Raw genomic sequence first — 15,194 nt, 5'->3', positions numbered from 1 at the left:
GGCCTCGAACATCGCGTCCTCCCCCGGGCGATGGGCTTGATTATCGCTCCGGAGGCCACCGACGACTACGGGTCGCGCTGTTCAGATTCCGGGCGAACCACCGGACGTTGCCTGCGCACGGATCTTCCGGCGGGGCGCCCCGCACCCCAGAGCCCCACGGCGATGCCGACCACCGCTCCGCCCAAGCCGATCAGCCGTTGCGCGCGCGGCATCTGGTGGTGAACGCCCATCCCGCCGAGCAGATCCGCCGCGTCGGCGCCGGCGGACGCCAGGAACCAGCCGCGGGTGTTCGCGTTCCGCAGCGCCGCGGTCGCCAGCATCGCCCCGATCAACGCGTCGCGGTAACCCATCGAACGCAGCAACAGCCTCGCCGTCGGCGCCGGTTCGTCCGCCGGGGCGCCCCACAGCCGGTTCGCCCGGATCGGGTCGACGAGGAACGACACTCCCGAGGCCAACCGGAAACAGCCGGCGGCCAGCGCCGCCCGGTCCACGGCCATCAGCGGGCCCCCCGCACCAGCCGGCCGGGCCGGGCGCCGGTGTCCACACCGTCGCGGCGGGTCACCACACCGCCGACGATCGTGGCGACGTACCCCGAGGCGCCCTGCACCAGGCGGTGCCCGCCGGCGGGCAGGTCGTAGACCATCCGCGGTGGGTGCAGGGTCAGCGCGTCGAGGTCGATGACGTTCAGGTCGGCCTTCTTGCCCACCGCGATCGTGCCGCGGTCGGTCAACCCGAACAGTTGCGCGGTGTCGTGCGCCTGTTTGCGGATCACGTATTCGAGCGGCAGACGGTCCCCGCGGGAACGGTCCCGGGCCCAGTGCGTCAGCAGGAAGGTCGGATAGGAGGCGTCGCAGATCATGCTGCAGTGCGCGCCGCCGTCCGACAGTCCCAGCACCCCGGCGGGGTGGGTCAGCATCTCCCGGATGGCGTCGTGGTTGCCGTCGGCGTAGTTGTAGAGCGGCAGCAGAAGCATTGCGCCCGCACCGTTCTCGAGCATCAGGTCGTACATCGCGGTCAGCGGGTCGACACCCCGTTCGGCGGCGATCGCGGTGACGGTGCGGTCGGGTGTCGGCTCGTAGTCGGGTGGATCGCCCAGCGGGTAGAGCCGATCCACCGCGTGCTGGGCGAACGCGAACATGCCGTCGAACAACACATCCGGATCCGGGGGCAGATCGTCCTCGGCCAGGATGGCCGCCCGAACCGCGGGTTCGGCGAGCCGTGCGGCGAGTTCTTCACGGTCGCATTCGGCGGCCAGCCGCCGGTAGGTGGGGCGGTGGGTGAACGCGTGATGGCCGGGAAAACCGAGCAGCATCCCGAATGGCCGGGCCGCGACCTGCGGGTACAGCCGACTGCCCGCCTCGTGGGCGGCCGCGGAGATCTCCAGCTGTTCGCGCCACAGGTTCGGGTCGGCGTCGACCTGGATCAGCGCGAAGCTCAGGGCGCAGTCGATCTCCGCGCCGAGCCGGCGCATCCATTCCAGTTCCTTCCCGGGGGCGACGATGTCCTCCCCCGCGGCGCCCTGCGGCGCCAACTCGAACACCGCACCGCCGCCGTCGGCCAGCGCCCGGCCCAGCGCGAACAGTTCATCCTCCGCGGCGAAGGTGCCCGGCACCGGTTCTCCGTCGATCGCCCGGTGCGCCAGCGTGCGGGACGACGAGAAGCCCAGCGCCCCAGCCTCGGCCGCCTCCCGCACGATCCGGCTCATCGCCGCGATGTCGTCGGGTGTCGCGGGTTCGTTGCGGGCGCCGCGCTCCCCCATCGCGTAGGCGCGGACCGTTCCGTGCGCGATCTGACTTCCCACGTCGATCGCCAGCTTCCGCCCGCCGATGACGTCGAGATAGTCGGCGTAACTCTCCCAGCCCCAGCTGATGCCCTCCGACAGGGCGGCTCCCGGGATGTCCTCGACGCCCTCCATCAACTCGATGAGCCATTCCTCGCGGCCCGGACGCACTGGCGCGAAACCGACACCGCAATTGCCCATCACCACGGTGGTGACGCCGTGACCGCTGGACGGCTCGAGGAGATCGTCCCAGCTGACCTGACCGTCGTAATGGGTGTGGATGTCGACGAAGCCGGGCGCGACGATCGTGCCGGTCGCATCGAGGGTCTCGGCGGCCGCGCCCTCGAGGGGCGGGTCGCCGGGCCCGCGGCGGCGGACCTCGACGATCGTGCCGCCCGCGATGCCGATGTCGCCGAGGAACCGGTCTGCCCCGGTGCCGTCCACCACGGTTCCGCCAGTGATCTTCAGGTCGAACACCATTCGCTCCTCGAGAACCGGCCCGGCGTCTTCGGTGCGGAATGTAACACCGCACTGACGCGTCGGTGCCGGTCTTCGGGGATCCGGGTCAGGATCGCGTTCGGCCCGGAACGCCGGGACCTGCTCAGAAGTAGGTTGTCGCGGTGGTGCTCGTTCCGTTGTCACAGGTGATCGTCACGGTCCAGTTCCGGAACCGCGGTACCGCCGGCACGATCCGCAGGTCGTAGGTGGAGTTCGCCGGCAGGGCGAAGCTGCGGTTGTAATCGTCGGTGGCATACGTGCACTGTGAGGACACACCGCTGCGGTCCGTGATGTGCGCGACCAGACCGCCCACCACCGGTTCGAACGACACCGTCGGCCCCTGCTTCGGCTCGGGCGGCGGTGGCGGCGGTTCATTCGGCGGCGGCGGGCTCGACCCGCTCGCACAGCCGGACACGATCACCTTCGCGCCCTGCTGATTCTGCAGTTTGGCGGTGGCCTTGCTCTGTGCGGCGCCCAGCGACGGGTCGGTCGCGCCGGTCATCTCGCCGTAGTCGTTCGATGCGGCGGCCGCGCACTCGTTCCTGCCGATCACCTGGGTGACACAGTGGCTGCCACCGTTGCTCGAACAGTTGGCCAGCGCGCCGCCGGCGGCCTGTTCCTCGGTGGTGCTGATCGCCGACCCGCCCGCCATCGTGACCGGCGGGTTCTCGTTGATGAATCCCAGTGCCAGCGCGATGAACTGGTCGGCCGCGTGGGCCGGTGGGGGTCCGCCCACCGGGCCCACCACGGCGCCCGTCACCATGCCGGCCACGACCGCGATCGCGGCCGTCAGCAGGGCGGCGGCGGAACGCCTCGGGACCGGCTCTCGTCCGGTTGTCATGGTTCCTCCTGTGAAGTACGGCCTCGGGGCGGCACTCAGGAGACGAGGGATGACGAGTGGGTGCGCTGGGTACCGCCCGGACGGGGCTGGTTGCGTGGACGGATCGTGGCCCCCTTCCGCTCGCGGATGTCGATGAGGTCGATCATCCACCGGTTCGGCGGTCCGGTGCCGGGTTCAGCGAAACTCACCCGGTCGAGGACGGCTGTCCGGTTCGGGTTCGCTCACGGTCGCCGACCACGGCGTACAGCGCCAGGACCGCGGCCAGGGCCAGGCCGCCGGCGGAGCACCAGGTGACCGCGCCGACGCCGCCGCCGTCGTACGCACGCCCGCCGACGAGCGCGCCGAAGGCGATCGCGATGTTGAACGCGCCGCTGTTCAGCGCGGTGGCGGGTTCGGACCGATCGCCCGCGGTGTGCAGAATCCACGCCTGGGTCACCACGCTGATCGCGCCGCCGAACAACCCCCACAGCGCCATCGCCGCCGCACCGCCGGCCAGACCGGTGGCCAGCAGCCCCAGCACCAGCACCCCGACCATCACCCCGATCGGAAGCACGACATAGGTGGCGCGCATCGAACGGCGGAGCAGCGGGCCGGCCGCGAAGTTGCCGAGGAAACCGGCGATCCCGAACACGAACAACATCGGCCCGACACCGCTCTCGGTGATGTGGATCCGGTCCTGCAGCACCGGACTCGCATAGGTGTACGCGGTGAAGTGGGCGGTGACCATCACCAGGGTGACCAGCACCCCGGTACGGGCGGCCGGGATCGACCAGGCGGCGCCGAGCTGACCCAGCGTGGTCCGCTCCGCCACCGGGACCGGCGGCAACAACACCGTCAGCGCGACGGCGACCATCAACCCGAGCGCTCCGACCAGCACGAAGGCCCAACGCCAGCCCACCATCGCGCCGATCCAGGCGGCGAACGGCACGCCGAGCACGACGGCCACCGACACCCCGCCGAACGCCAGCGTCAGCGCCTTGGGCAGATCGTCGGGATGGGCCACCCGGGCCACCACGACGGCGAGCAGCGCCCAGAACACCCCGATGGCCATCCCGGCGAACAGCCTCGACGCCAACAGGACCGGGAGGTTGGGGGCGATCGCCGACGTCGCGGCCGACACGAAGACCAGCAGCAGTGCCGACACCAGGGCGAGACGGCGATCGAGCCGGCCGATGAGCGTCGGGGTCAGCACCGCCACCGCGCCGGCGAGCACGCCGGGAATGGTGACGGTCAGCCCCACCACACCGCTGCTCAGTCCGAGGTCGTCACCGATCAGCGTGAGCACACCGATCGGCAGCTCCTCGATGGTGATCATCACGAAGATGCCCAGCGCGGCGGCCAGGATCGCGATCCACGGGGTGCGCCGTGCGGTGGCGTCGACCGGATCGGCCGCCGGGGCCGACGCGTCCTGCGACGCCTTCGACTCGCTCATGGTCTTCCCGTCGTCATCCCGTCCGCCGTCTGGCCCGGTCCACCCCGCATCCCATGCGAAGGCCCCCTACCGAACCGGTAGGGGGCCCGCACGCCGGTGGAGCTGCCGGGAATCGAACCCGGGTCCTACGGCGCCTCCTCAAGGCTTCTCCGTGCGCAGTTCGCTATGTCGTTACTCGGATCTCTCGGTCACGCGAACAAGCCGAGATGACGATCCCAGTCGCTGTGTGATGTCCCGATGAGTCCCGCGACCGGACTCACCGGTGATCCCTCTGGCTGATGCCAGGATCCGGGCCGAGGGCACTCCCGGTCTGACAGACTAGCTTCGCTTATGCAGCGAGAGCGTAGTCGCGCTGATGAGAATCGGCGCTTATCTGTTTGCAACGACGCTTACGGTGGTCTCTTGCCTGCACCGGCACGCTTCCCTTGATTCGACGCGCGAAGTCGAAACCTTTCAGCCCCTTTCCACTTCTCGTCGGTGTTCGCTGGTACTCCCGCATTCTACGGTCCTGCAGAGGTCCTGCAGACCTTCGGCAGGAGCACCCATCGTACGCAAGGCACAACGCCGCGGCACCCGATTTTAGTTCCCGCCTCCGGGCGGGTCAGATGACGTAGTTCAGGTTCTCGACGATCCGCCGGCCGACGGCCTCGTCGCCACGGTAACCGATGGCGCCGGGGTGCCGCTCAGGCGTGCTGCGTCCCCCTGCGAGCCGGGTGAACACCCACGCGTCCAAGCTGATCACGGTGGTGGGTCCGGGATCGCCGTCCCCGGTGGCGCCGAAACCGGGCACCACCCGCCCGCGGCCGTCCTGCACCGCCACATCGATGGTGCGCGCGAGCGGCCCGAGCAGTTCGAACCGCACCCGCGAACCATCGGGCGCCTTGCCCAGCTTTCCGACCACCCGGCCCATGGCGGCCGCCATCTCGTCCAACGCCAGCCGGGCCGGCGGGGTGTCCAGGGCGTCATCGCCGAGCGTCAGGCCGGTCACCGCGCGGATGTCGTGTTCGTGCATCCAGCAGTCGAAGATCCGGATCCGCATGAACCGTCCGTAGCTGTCGGGTCCGGCCGGTGTGGCGGTGACGGCACTCCAGTCCTCGTCGTTCATCGCCGTCAACGCGGCGCGCCGCTCATCGGTCACCGACCGCCACCGGTCGAGCAGCTCGGCCGGTTCGAGGCCGCGCAGCGCGCGGATCCAGCGTTCGTTCAATGCGCCGATGTCGTTGTGGACGTGCTCGAGCGTGGTCACGTCGATGTCGGCGTCCGGGGTCTCGACCCCCTGCAGCATCGACTCGATGCCGATCAGATGCGCGAGGACATCGTGCACCGACCAGCCGGGCAGTTCGGTGGGGGTCTGCCACTGCGCGTCGGTGAGCCGGCCGCCGAGCGCGGTGATGTCGTCCCACACCGCGAACAGCCCGTCGAGGATCTCGGTCTTGTCCAGTGCGGTGATGCTCACAGGCGCCAACGTAACCCGCGCGGGGCGCGCTCGCGCAGCGGGGTCGGCCGAATCAGCGCATGCCCTTGGCACGGCGGCCGAGCGCGCGGGTGATCTCCCGCTCCGCGTCCCGTTTGGCCAGGTCCTGACGCTTGTCGTGGGCCTGCTTACCGCGGGCCAGCGCCAGCTCCACCTTGACCTTGCCCTCGCTGAAGTACAGCGAGAGCGGCACCAGCGTCAGGTTGCCGTCGCGCAGCTTGCCGGTCAGCTGATCGATCTGGCGGCGGTGCAGCAACAGCTTGCGGTTGCGCCGCGGCGCGTGGTTCGTCCAGGTGCCGTGGTGATACTCCGGGATGTGCAGATTGCGCAGCCACACCTCACCGTCGTCGATGGTGGCGAACGCGTCGGTCAGCGAGGCGTGCCCCTCCCGCAGGCTCTTCACCTCGGTGCCGACCAGGGCGATCCCGGCCTCGTAGGTGTCGAGGATGGTGTAGTTGTGCCGGGCCTTGCGGTTGGTGGCGATCACCTGTCTGCCACCGGGGCGCGCCGGTCCGGCCTGCTTCGCACCCTTCTTCGCCATCGCGCTACCGCCGCACGTAGAGCCGCAGGGTGACGTAGGCGGTGATGCCCGCCATCGCCACCCCCACCACCAACAGGATCGGCGAGATGTAGACGATGTCGAGGTAGTCGATCCGGGCGATCAGGTTGGCCTGATAGAACTGGTCGAGCGCTTTCTCCAGGAACAGCGACCGGACCACGATCAGACCGATGATCGCGATCACCACACCGATCAGCGCCGCCAGCATCGCCTCCACCAGGAACGGCAGCTGGGTGTACCAGCGGCTGGCGCCGACCAGCCGCATGATGCCCACCTCGGTGCGACGGGTGTAGGCGGCCACCTGAACCATGTTGGCGATCAACAGGATCGCCCCGATGGCCTGCACCAGCGCGACCGCGAACGCCGCATTGCTCAACCCGTCGAGCACCGCGAACAGCCGGTCGATCAGCTCCTTCTGGTTCAGCACGTTGAGCACCCCGGGCTGGCCGACCATCGCCTCGTCGAACTGCTGATGCTGCTCGGGATCGTGGAGTTTGACGATGAACGAGGCCGGGAACGCGTCCCGCCCGGCGACGTCCTTGTACTGCGGGAACTTGCTGATGGCGTCGTCGTATGCGGCGTCGCGGTTGAGGAACCGCACCGACCGCACATCGTCGCGCGCCTCGATCTGCTCCCGCAACGCCTGACACGGATCGGCGTCGCAGGTCGGGTCGTTGGCCGAGACGTCGTTGGTCAGGAAGACCTGGCTCTCCACCCGATCCAGATAGATGTTCTTGGAGTGGTCGGCCAGCCGCAGGACCAGCAGCCCACCACCGAACAGACCGATGGAGATGGCGGTCGTCAGGATCATCGCCACCGTCATGGTGACGTTGCGACGAAACCCGGTCAGAACCTCGTTGAGGAGAAAGCCGAAGCGCACTTAGCGGTCCATTCCGTAGATGCCGCGCTGCTCATCGCGGACGAGTCGGCCCAGGCTGAGTTCGACCACGCGCTGGCGCATCGAGTCGACGATGTGGTGGTCGTGGGTGGCCATCAGCACCGTCGTCCCGGTGCGGTTGATCCGCTCGAGCAGGTCCATGATGTCCTTGCTGGTCTCCGGGTCCAGGTTGCCGGTCGGCTCGTCGGCCAGCAGCACCAGCGGCCGGTTGACGAAGGCCCGGGCGATAGCCACCCGCTGCTGTTCCCCGCCGGACAGCTCGGCGGGCAGCCGGTTCGCCTTGCCGGACAGGCCGACCATCTCCAGCACGTCGGGCACCACCCGGTCGATCACCTCGCGGCGCTTGCCGATCACCTCCAGGGCGAACGCCACGTTCTCGAAGACGGTCTTCTGCTGCAGCAACCGGAAATCCTGGAAGACGCAGCCGATCACCTGCCGCAGGCTCGGGATGTGCCGGCCACGCAGCTTGTTGACGTGGAACTTCGACACCCGGATGTCGCCGGAGGTGGGCTGTTCCTCACCGAGCAGCAGCCGCATGAAGGTGGATTTCCCCGACCCGGACGGTCCGATCAGGAAGACGAACTCACCCTTCTCGATCTTGACCGAGACGTTGTCGAGCGCCGGGCGTGCCGAGGATTTGTACTGCTTGCTGACGCGGTCGAGGGTGATCACGGGACGCCAGTGTAGCCGTGCGCGGCGGAGCTCCACGGGCCGCGCCACAGCGCGCCGCACCGGCGGTACGATCCCGATTCCGTCACGTCAGCCACCGGGTGGCCGAGCCGCGCCGGGCGGCTGGTTCTGCGGCTGCTGCCCCGGCCCGAATGCCGGCGCGGTGGTCGTCGTCGGCGGTCCCCACGGGGTCGGCGGCGCCCCCAGGTCGGGCCGGTCCGTCTCGGTGACCGTGGTGGGCGGCAGCAGGCCGGGCCCGTCCGGATCGATGACGGTCGTCGTCGGCTCCTCGGGCGTGGTGACGGCGGGCGGAGTGGTCGTCGGCGTGTCGGCGGGCGGGGTCGTGGTGGTGGTTGTGGTGGTCGTGGGCTCGGATTCGGTGGTGGGCGGCCGACGCACCGCGGTGCGGGGCACCCAGGTGTAGTCCGGGTTGGGCACGAAACCGGGTGGCACCCACTGCTGGACGGGTTCCGGCGGCGGCGGCGGTTCGTAGACCTGATCCAGCCAGACCAGCCCGATGAACGCGGCGATCAGCGCCACCGTGGAGGTGCGGATCCGCCCCCCGAACAGCCGGCCGGGAATGCGCAGTCTGCGGTCGGGCATGACTCACCGCTCCCTTTCGGGCGCCTGGTCGGGCGGCGGTTCCTCCGGCGCACGGCCACCGGTGGCGGCCGTCTGGGGCAGTCCGCCGACCGTCGGCATCGCCTCGGTCGGGGTGACCACGCCGGCCCGCCCGAGGGCCCGCACCACCAGCACCCGCAACCGGCGACCCGCGTCGTACTGCTTACCGGGCAGGGTGCGCGCCACCATGCGCAGGTTGACGTTGTCCAGCCCGATGCTCTCCACCCCCATCAGCGACGGCTGGTCCAGCAGCAGATCCTTGAGCACCGGGTCGTCCATGGACGCATCGCCGACCTCGTGCAGCACCTCGTTGACCCGGTTGAGGTCGGCGGTCACCGGCACCGGGATGTCCACCACCGCTCGCGCCCAGTCCTTGGACATGTTCAGCGACCGCACGATGTTGCCGTTCGGGACGGTGTAGACCTCACCGTCGGCGGTGCGCAGTTTGGTCACCCGCAGGGTGACCTCCTCGACGGTTCCGACGGCCTCCTCGGGGGCGCCCAGCATGCTCAACTGCACCAGGTCGCCGAATCCGTACTGGCGCTCGGTGATGATGAAGAACCCGGCGAGCAGATCCTGCACCAGCTTCTGGGCCCCGAAACCGAGCGCGGCGCCGAGCACCGCCGCGGGCGCCACCAGCGAGCTGACCGGGATGTCGAGTTCGTTGGTGATCTGCACCGCGACCACGACGAACAACAGCACGATGGACACCCAGGAGATCACCGAGGCGACCGCCTGCCGGTGCTTGGTCGCCTCGGACCGCACCAGGGCGTCCCCGCTCTGCGCCTCCAGCCGGCTGGTCACCCGCATCGCCGCCCAGTTGATGAACCGGGCCGCGAGCACGGCGCCGATCAGCAGCAGCATGACCCGCAGACCCTTGGTCAGAATCCAGGCGCCGACCTGACCGTGCCAGAACGCGTGCCAGGCGTCGGCGGCGCTGAAGGCCAGGTAGCTGCTGTTCGTCATCTGCGTCTCGGCGGCTGGTTCGGGGCCGGTGCCTGTCGGCTACTTCTCGGCGGTCACTTCGGCGTCGCGCCGGTTGCGCCACCGGATCCCGGCCTCGAGGAATCCGTCGATCTCCCCGTCGAGGACGGCGGACGGGTTGCCGACCTCGTACTCGGTGCGGAGATCCTTCACCATCTGGTAGGGGTGCAGCACGTAGGACCGCATCTGGTTGCCCCACGAGCTGCCGCCGTCACCCTTGAGCGCGTCGAGTTCGGCGCGCTGTTCCTGCCGTTTGAGTTCCAGCAGCTTGGCCTGCAGCACCCGCATCGCGGAGAGCTTGTTCTGCAGCTGCGACTTCTCGTTCTGGCAGGTCACCACGATCCCGGTGGGGATGTGGGTGAGCCGCACCGCCGAGTCGGTGGTGTTCACCGACTGACCGCCCGGGCCGCTGGACCGGTACACGTCGACCCGCACGTCGCTCTCCGGGATGTCGATGTGGTCGGTGGTCTCCACCACCGGCAGCACCTCGACCTCGGCGAACGACGTCTGCCGGCGGCTCTGGTTGTCGAACGGGCTGATCCGCACCAGCCGGTGGGTGCCCTGCTCGACCGACAGCGTGCCGTACGCGAACGGCGCCTTCACCGCGAAGGTGGCGCTCTTGATCCCGGCCTCCTCGGCGTAGGAGATGTCGTACACCTCGACCGGATAACCGTGCTTCTCGGCCCAGCGGATGTACATCCGCATCAGCATCTCCGCCCAGTCCGCCGCGTCCACCCCGCCGGCCCCGGCCCGGATCGTGACCAGCGCCTCCCGCTCGTCGTACTCCCCGGACAGCAGGGTGCGCACCTCCAGCGCCTCGATCTCGGCCTTGAGCGCCTCGAGTTCCTCGTCGGCCTCGGCGAGCGAGTCGCCGTCCTCGCCGGCCTCCTCGGCGGCCAGTTCGTAGAGGACGGGCAGATCGTCCACGCGGCGGCGCAGCTCCTCGACCCGGCGCAGCTCCCCCTGCGCGTGGGACAGCTCGCTGGTCACCCGCTGGGCGTTGGCCTGGTCGTTCCACAGCTCGGGATCGGAGGCCTCCTGTTCGAGCTTCTGGATGCGGTTACGCAGCCCTTCGACATCGAGCACCCGCTCCACCGTGGTGAGGGTGGCGTCGAGGGCGGCGATTTCGGCTTGGCGGTCGGGATCCACGGAAGTTCAGCGTACTCACCTACCGGATCGCGTGGGTTGCCGCCGATCAGCAGAGTCCGAACAGCACTCCGACTAGCATCGGAGGCGTATTCAGCCGGGCGGCGCCGCGACAGCCCTCTGCGCGCCGCCGGGCGGTGACTCGATGCTTATCAGGAAAGCCGGTATGCGTCCATTGCAGGTAGCGATCGTCGGTTCAGGTCCCTCCGGTTTCTTCGCAGCGGCATCGCTGCTGAAATCCGCCGATTCCGCCGAAGGGCGGGACGTGCGGGTGGACATGCTGGAGATGCTGCCGACACCGTGGGGGCTGGTGCGCTCGGGCGTCGCCCCCGACCATCCCAAGATCAAGTCGATCAGCGCCCAGTTCGAGAAGGTGGCGGCCGACCCCCGGTTCCGGTTCTTCGGCAACATCACCGTCGGTGACCATGTCCGGCCCGACGAACTGGCCGAACGCTACGACGCGGTGATCTACGCGATCGGCACCCAGGCCGACCGCGCGCTGAACATCCCCGGCGAGGAGCTGCCGGGCAGCGTCGCGGCGGTGGACTTCGTCGGCTGGTACAACGCGCACCCGCACTTCGAGAACATCGACCCGGACCTGTCCGGCGGCCGGGCGGTGGTGATCGGCAACGGCAACGTCGCGCTGGACGTGGCCCGGATCCTGGTCACCGATCCCGAGGCGCTGGCCAAGACCGACATCGCCGACCACGCCTTGGAGGCGCTGCGGTCCCGCGGCATCGAGGAGGTGGTGATCGTCGGCCGGCGCGGCCCGCTGCAGGCCACCTTCACCACGTTGGAGCTGCGCGAGCTCGGTGCGCTGGAGGGGTTGGCCGACGTCGACGTGGTGGTCGACCCGGCCGACTTCGCCGACATCACCGACGAGGACCTGGAGGCCGCCGGCAAGACGGTCAAGCAGAACGTGAAGGTGCTGCGGGGCTACGCGGAGCAGGGGGTGCGCGGGGCGCCCCGGCGCATCGTGTTCCGGTTCCGGACCTCACCGATCGAGATCCGCGGCGACGGCCGGGTGCAGTCGATCGTGCTGGGCCGCAACGAACTGGTCAGCGACGCCACCGGCCGCATCGTCGCCAAGGACACCGGGGCCCGGGAGGAGTTGCCGGCCCAGCTGGTGGTGCGCGCGATCGGTTACCGCGGTCTGCCCACCCCGGGCCTGCCGTTCGACGAGCGGTCCGGCACCATTCCGCACACCGACGGACGGATCGAGGGCAGCCGCAACGAATACGTGGTGGGCTGGATCAAGCGCGGGCCGTCCGGGGTGATCGGCAGCAACAAGAAGGACTCCCAGGACACCGTCGACACCCTGCTGGCCGATCTGCGAGACGCCGAGCTGGCCGATTTCGGCCCGGACCACCACGACGAACTGGCCGCCTGGCTGTCGAGCCGCCAGCCGAAGCTGGTCACCGCCGACCACTGGAACGTCATCGACGAGCATGAACGCGGCGCCGGTCAACAGTGCGGCCGGCCGCGGGTCAAGCTGGCCAGCGTGGCGGAGCTACTGCGGGTCGGACACGGTTGACTCCGGGGTCTCCGGCGGGGCGAAGTGCCAGTTGTCCGGATTCCGCGCCGAGTACACCACCGGGATCAGCTGGCCCATGGTCGGCCACTGTTCGACGTCCACGGCCATCCGCTGATACACCACGTGCTCGTTGACGGTGGGCCCGTTGATCACACCGGTGATGGTGACGAACTGCTCACCGGTGACACCGTCCGGCCGCGGGCTGACCCCGGTGACCAGCAGGGTGCCGTGCGCGACATCGTCGCCGCGGATCCCGGCGCGCCGCCGGATCCACGGCGCCGCCAGCACCACGATGGCCCCGATCAGCAGCATCAGCACGGCGAGTTCCCACACACCGACATGGTAGGACTGCTGACATGACTGCGGTCCCCGATGACGCCCCCGACATCCGTGACGACGATCTGGCACTTGCGCTGCTGCTGGCCGATCAGGCCGATGTGGTGACCAGGGACCGGTTCGGCTCGCTGGATCTGCACGTCGAGACCAAACCGGATCTGACCCCGGTCTCCGACGCCGACCGGTCGGTGGAGCGGATCCTGCGCGGCACCCTGGCCCAGCAGCGGCCGGACGATCCGATTCTGGGTGAGGAATTCGGCGGCGCAACGGTTTTCAGTGGGCGACAGTGGATCATCGATCCGATCGACGGCACCAAGAATTTCGTCCGCGGAGTGCCGGTGTGGGCGACGCTGATCGCCCTGCTGCAGGACGGGGTGCCGACGGTCGGCGTGGTCAGCGCCCCCGCCCTGCAGCGACGCTGGTACGCCGCCGCCGGACAGGGGGCACACGTGGTGGTGGGCGACGACGTCCCGCGCCGGATCTCGGTGTCGTCGGTGTCGGATCTGGAATCGGCCAGCCTGTCGTTCTCCAGCTTGTCCGGCTGGGCGGTGCGCAAACTCCGGGACCGCTTCATCGATCTGACCGACACCGTGTGGCGGGTGCGGGGTTTCGGCGACTTCTTCTCGTACTGCCTGCTCGCCGAGGGCGCCGTGGACATCGCCACCGAACCCGAGGTGTCGCTGTGGGACCTCGCGGCGCTGGACATCCTGGTGCGCGAGGCCGGCGGCACGTTCACCAACCTGGAGGGCGCACCCGGCCCGCACGGCGGCAGCGCGGTGGCGACCAACGGCCGGCTGCACAATGCGGTGCTCGCGCATCTGCGCGGCGTCTGAGTGCGGCCCGATCCGGCGACCCAGCAAATCCTGTGGCGGCCCGTGAGGGCGGCGCCGGACTGTGAACTTGGTTACAGCGGCTGCCGATCTTACTTTGGAGTAAGATAGGTTGTGGTTGCACCGCCCCTACCATGCGAGGCTGCTGAAATGACCAATACCCTGCCGTCCACGAACGGATCCACACCGCGCCGCAAGCGGACCGGCCCGGAAAGTGCCGTCGGCCTGCAGCGCCACAAGCGGACAGCGACCGATATCGGATTGGCGCTGATCACGCCCTTGGTTGGCCAAGAATTCCTGGACAAGTACAACCTGCGCGACCCGCTCAACCGGGCGTTGCGCTACGGCGTCAAGACCGCGTTCTCCACCGCCGGCGCCGCCACCCGCCAGTTCAAGCGGGTACAGGGGCTGCGCGGGGAGCCGACCCGGCTCAAGCCGAGCGGTTCGGATTACTTCGACCTGACCCCCGACGACGAGCAGCAGATGATCGTCGACACGGTCAGCGAATTCGCCAAGGAGGTCCTGCGCCCCGCGGCGCGGGAGGCCGACGACGCGGCCAGGTTTCCCGCCGACCTGATGGGCAAGGCCGCTGAGCTCGGCATCACGGCGCTGAACATCCCGGAGAACTTCGACGGTATCGCCGCCCACCGCAGCACCGTGACCAGCGCGCTGGTCGCCGAGGCGCTGGCGTACGGCGATATGGGCCTGGCCCTGCCGATCCTGGCGCCGGGTGGCGTCGCGGCGGCGCTCACCCACTGGGGCAGCGCCGATCAGCAGGCCACCTACCTGCCCGAGTACGCCGGCGAGAACGTGCCCCAGTCCGCTGTGGTGATCGCCGAACCGCAGCCGCTGTTCGACCCGACCATGCTCAAGACCACGGCGGTGCGCACGCCCAGCGGCTACCGGCTCCACGGGGTCAAGTCGCTGGTGCCCGCCGCGGCCGATGCCGAACTGTTCATCGTCGGCGCGCAACTGAGCGGCCGGCCGACGTTGTTCATCGTCGAATCCGACACCGCCGGGCTGTCGGTGAAGGCCGACCCCAGCATGGGTCTGCGCCCCGCCGCGCTGGGCCGGCTCCAGCTCGACAACGTCACCGTGCCGCTGAGCGCGCGCCTCGGCGAGGACGTCTCCGAGCAGGAGCACGACCAGAACTACTCGGAGGCGGTCGCGCTGGCCCGCCTGGGCTGGGCCGCGCTCGCCGTCGGCACCAGCCACGCGGTGCTCGACTATGTGGTGCCCTACGTCAAGGAGCGTCACGCCTTCGGCGAGCCGATCGCCCACCGACAGGCGGTCGCGTTCATGACCGCCGACATCGCGATCGAACTCGACGGGCTACGGCTGATCACCTGGCGCGGCGCGTCCCGGGCCGAGCAGGGTATGCCGTTCATCCGGGAAGCGGCGCTGGCCAAGCGGTTCGCCACCGACAAGGGGATGCGGATCGGACTGGACGGCGTGCAGCTGCTCGGCGGCCACGGTTACACCAAGGAACACCCGGTCGAACGGTGGTACCGCGACCTGCGGGCCATCGGCGTCGCCGAGGGTGTCGTGGTGCTGTGAGCGGCGCCCTCTGAGCTGATAGCAGACTTCCCGAA

Annotated in this window: 16 protein-coding genes and 1 other RNA gene; 3 read left to right on the top strand and 14 right to left on the bottom strand. The window is 69.4% G+C overall.

The window, feature by feature from the left end:
* Positions 1-65: 65 nt before the first annotated feature.
* The 13 genes from CKW28_RS06875 to prfB form a co-directional block, all read right to left on the bottom strand.
* Positions 66-497: a DUF4267 domain-containing protein gene (locus tag CKW28_RS06875; protein ID WP_040548008.1), complete on the bottom strand. Its 432-nt coding sequence runs from the start codon at positions 495-497 to the stop codon at positions 66-68.
* Positions 497-2,257, bottom strand: coding sequence for an N-acyl-D-amino-acid deacylase family protein (locus CKW28_RS06870; protein WP_040548032.1), 1,761 nt, complete (start codon positions 2,255-2,257; stop codon positions 497-499). Before CKW28_RS06870 ends, CKW28_RS06875 begins: the two co-directional genes overlap by 1 nt.
* Positions 2,258-2,381: 124 nt before the next feature.
* Positions 2,382-3,119: a DUF4189 domain-containing protein gene (locus CKW28_RS06865; RefSeq protein ID WP_003927310.1), complete on the bottom strand. Its 738-nt coding sequence runs from the start codon at positions 3,117-3,119 to the stop codon at positions 2,382-2,384.
* Between the two features lie 35 nt (positions 3,120-3,154).
* On the bottom strand, positions 3,155-3,307 hold the full coding sequence (locus tag CKW28_RS23530) for a hypothetical protein (RefSeq protein WP_003927311.1): 153 nt from the start codon (positions 3,305-3,307) through the stop codon (positions 3,155-3,157).
* Positions 3,304-4,551: an MFS transporter gene (locus CKW28_RS06860; protein ID WP_003927312.1), complete on the bottom strand. Its 1,248-nt coding sequence runs from the start codon at positions 4,549-4,551 to the stop codon at positions 3,304-3,306. Before CKW28_RS06860 ends, CKW28_RS23530 begins: the two co-directional genes overlap by 4 nt.
* 94 nt (positions 4,552-4,645) lie before the next feature.
* Positions 4,646-5,012: a transfer-messenger RNA gene (gene ssrA, locus CKW28_RS06855) on the bottom strand.
* 140 nt (positions 5,013-5,152) lie between these two features.
* Positions 5,153-6,016: a maleylpyruvate isomerase family mycothiol-dependent enzyme gene (locus CKW28_RS06850; RefSeq protein ID WP_040548011.1), complete on the bottom strand. Its 864-nt coding sequence runs from the start codon at positions 6,014-6,016 to the stop codon at positions 5,153-5,155.
* Positions 6,017-6,059: 43 nt separating this feature from the next.
* Positions 6,060-6,566: an SsrA-binding protein SmpB gene (smpB, locus tag CKW28_RS06845; protein ID WP_003927314.1), complete on the bottom strand. Its 507-nt coding sequence runs from the start codon at positions 6,564-6,566 to the stop codon at positions 6,060-6,062.
* A 4-nt stretch (positions 6,567-6,570) separates the two neighbouring features.
* Positions 6,571-7,464: a permease-like cell division protein FtsX gene (ftsX, locus tag CKW28_RS06840; protein WP_003927315.1), complete on the bottom strand. Its 894-nt coding sequence runs from the start codon at positions 7,462-7,464 to the stop codon at positions 6,571-6,573.
* Entirely contained in the window at positions 7,465-8,154 is a 690-nt protein-coding gene (ftsE, locus tag CKW28_RS06835; protein ID WP_003927316.1) for a cell division ATP-binding protein FtsE, read from the bottom strand.
* An 87-nt stretch (positions 8,155-8,241) separates the two neighbouring features.
* Positions 8,242-8,754 (bottom strand): Rv3103c family proline-rich protein, encoded by a 513-nt coding sequence (locus CKW28_RS06830; RefSeq protein ID WP_064774581.1) that lies wholly within the window; start codon positions 8,752-8,754, stop codon positions 8,242-8,244.
* A gap of 3 nt (positions 8,755-8,757) precedes the next feature.
* Complete coding sequence (locus tag CKW28_RS06825) at positions 8,758-9,738, bottom strand: mechanosensitive ion channel family protein (RefSeq protein WP_003927318.1); 981 nt, start codon at positions 9,736-9,738, stop codon at positions 8,758-8,760.
* A 39-nt stretch (positions 9,739-9,777) separates the two neighbouring features.
* Positions 9,778-10,905, bottom strand: a complete 1,128-nt coding sequence (prfB, locus tag CKW28_RS06820) for a peptide chain release factor 2 (protein ID WP_003927319.1) — start codon at positions 10,903-10,905, stop codon at positions 9,778-9,780.
* A 163-nt stretch (positions 10,906-11,068) separates the two neighbouring features.
* Between prfB and CKW28_RS06815 the strand changes: the two genes are divergently transcribed.
* Complete coding sequence (locus tag CKW28_RS06815) at positions 11,069-12,436, top strand: FAD-dependent oxidoreductase (protein ID WP_003927320.1); 1,368 nt, start codon at positions 11,069-11,071, stop codon at positions 12,434-12,436.
* Here the strand turns inward: CKW28_RS06815 and CKW28_RS06810 are convergent.
* Positions 12,413-12,769 carry a hypothetical protein gene (locus tag CKW28_RS06810; RefSeq protein WP_003927321.1) on the bottom strand — a complete coding sequence of 119 codons (357 nt, stop codon included), beginning with the start codon at positions 12,767-12,769 and terminating at the stop codon, positions 12,413-12,415. The genes CKW28_RS06815 and CKW28_RS06810 overlap by 24 nt on opposite strands.
* A gap of 23 nt (positions 12,770-12,792) precedes the next feature.
* On the opposite strand from CKW28_RS06810, the gene hisN reads away from it, so the two are divergent.
* Positions 12,793-13,605, top strand: coding sequence for a histidinol-phosphatase (gene hisN / locus CKW28_RS06805; protein ID WP_003927322.1), 813 nt, complete (start codon positions 12,793-12,795; stop codon positions 13,603-13,605).
* 147 nt (positions 13,606-13,752) lie between these two features.
* Positions 13,753-15,159 carry an acyl-CoA dehydrogenase family protein gene (locus tag CKW28_RS06800; protein ID WP_003927323.1) on the top strand — a complete coding sequence of 469 codons (1,407 nt, stop codon included), beginning with the start codon at positions 13,753-13,755 and terminating at the stop codon, positions 15,157-15,159.
* Positions 15,160-15,194 lie beyond the last annotated feature (35 nt).

Origin of the sequence: Mycolicibacterium thermoresistibile, assembly GCF_900187065.1 — a bacterium.
In the GTDB taxonomy this organism is placed as follows: Bacteria; Actinomycetota; Actinomycetes; order Mycobacteriales; family Mycobacteriaceae; genus Mycobacterium; species Mycobacterium thermoresistibile.
The sequence above is the reverse complement of the archived record's forward strand: the minus strand, read 5'-3'. Positions and strand labels throughout refer to the sequence as shown.

Coding starts and splice junctions, on each gene's coding strand:
- smpB (WP_003927314.1), bottom strand. CDS start 6,566: ATGGCGAAGAAGGGTGCGAAGCAGGCCGGACCGGCGCGCCCCGGTGGC.
- CKW28_RS06815 (WP_003927320.1), top strand. CDS start 11,069: ATGCGTCCATTGCAGGTAGCGATCGTCGGTTCAGGTCCCTCCGGTTTC.
- CKW28_RS06825 (WP_003927318.1), bottom strand. CDS start 9,738: ATGACGAACAGCAGCTACCTGGCCTTCAGCGCCGCCGACGCCTGGCAC.
- CKW28_RS06800 (WP_003927323.1), top strand. CDS start 13,753: ATGACCAATACCCTGCCGTCCACGAACGGATCCACACCGCGCCGCAAG.
- CKW28_RS06830 (WP_064774581.1), bottom strand. CDS start 8,754: ATGCCCGACCGCAGACTGCGCATTCCCGGCCGGCTGTTCGGGGGGCGG.
- CKW28_RS06860 (WP_003927312.1), bottom strand. CDS start 4,551: ATGAGCGAGTCGAAGGCGTCGCAGGACGCGTCGGCCCCGGCGGCCGAT.
- CKW28_RS06865 (WP_003927310.1), bottom strand. CDS start 3,119: ATGACAACCGGACGAGAGCCGGTCCCGAGGCGTTCCGCCGCCGCCCTG.
- CKW28_RS06875 (WP_040548008.1), bottom strand. CDS start 497: ATGGCCGTGGACCGGGCGGCGCTGGCCGCCGGCTGTTTCCGGTTGGCC.
- hisN (WP_003927322.1), top strand. CDS start 12,793: ATGACTGCGGTCCCCGATGACGCCCCCGACATCCGTGACGACGATCTG.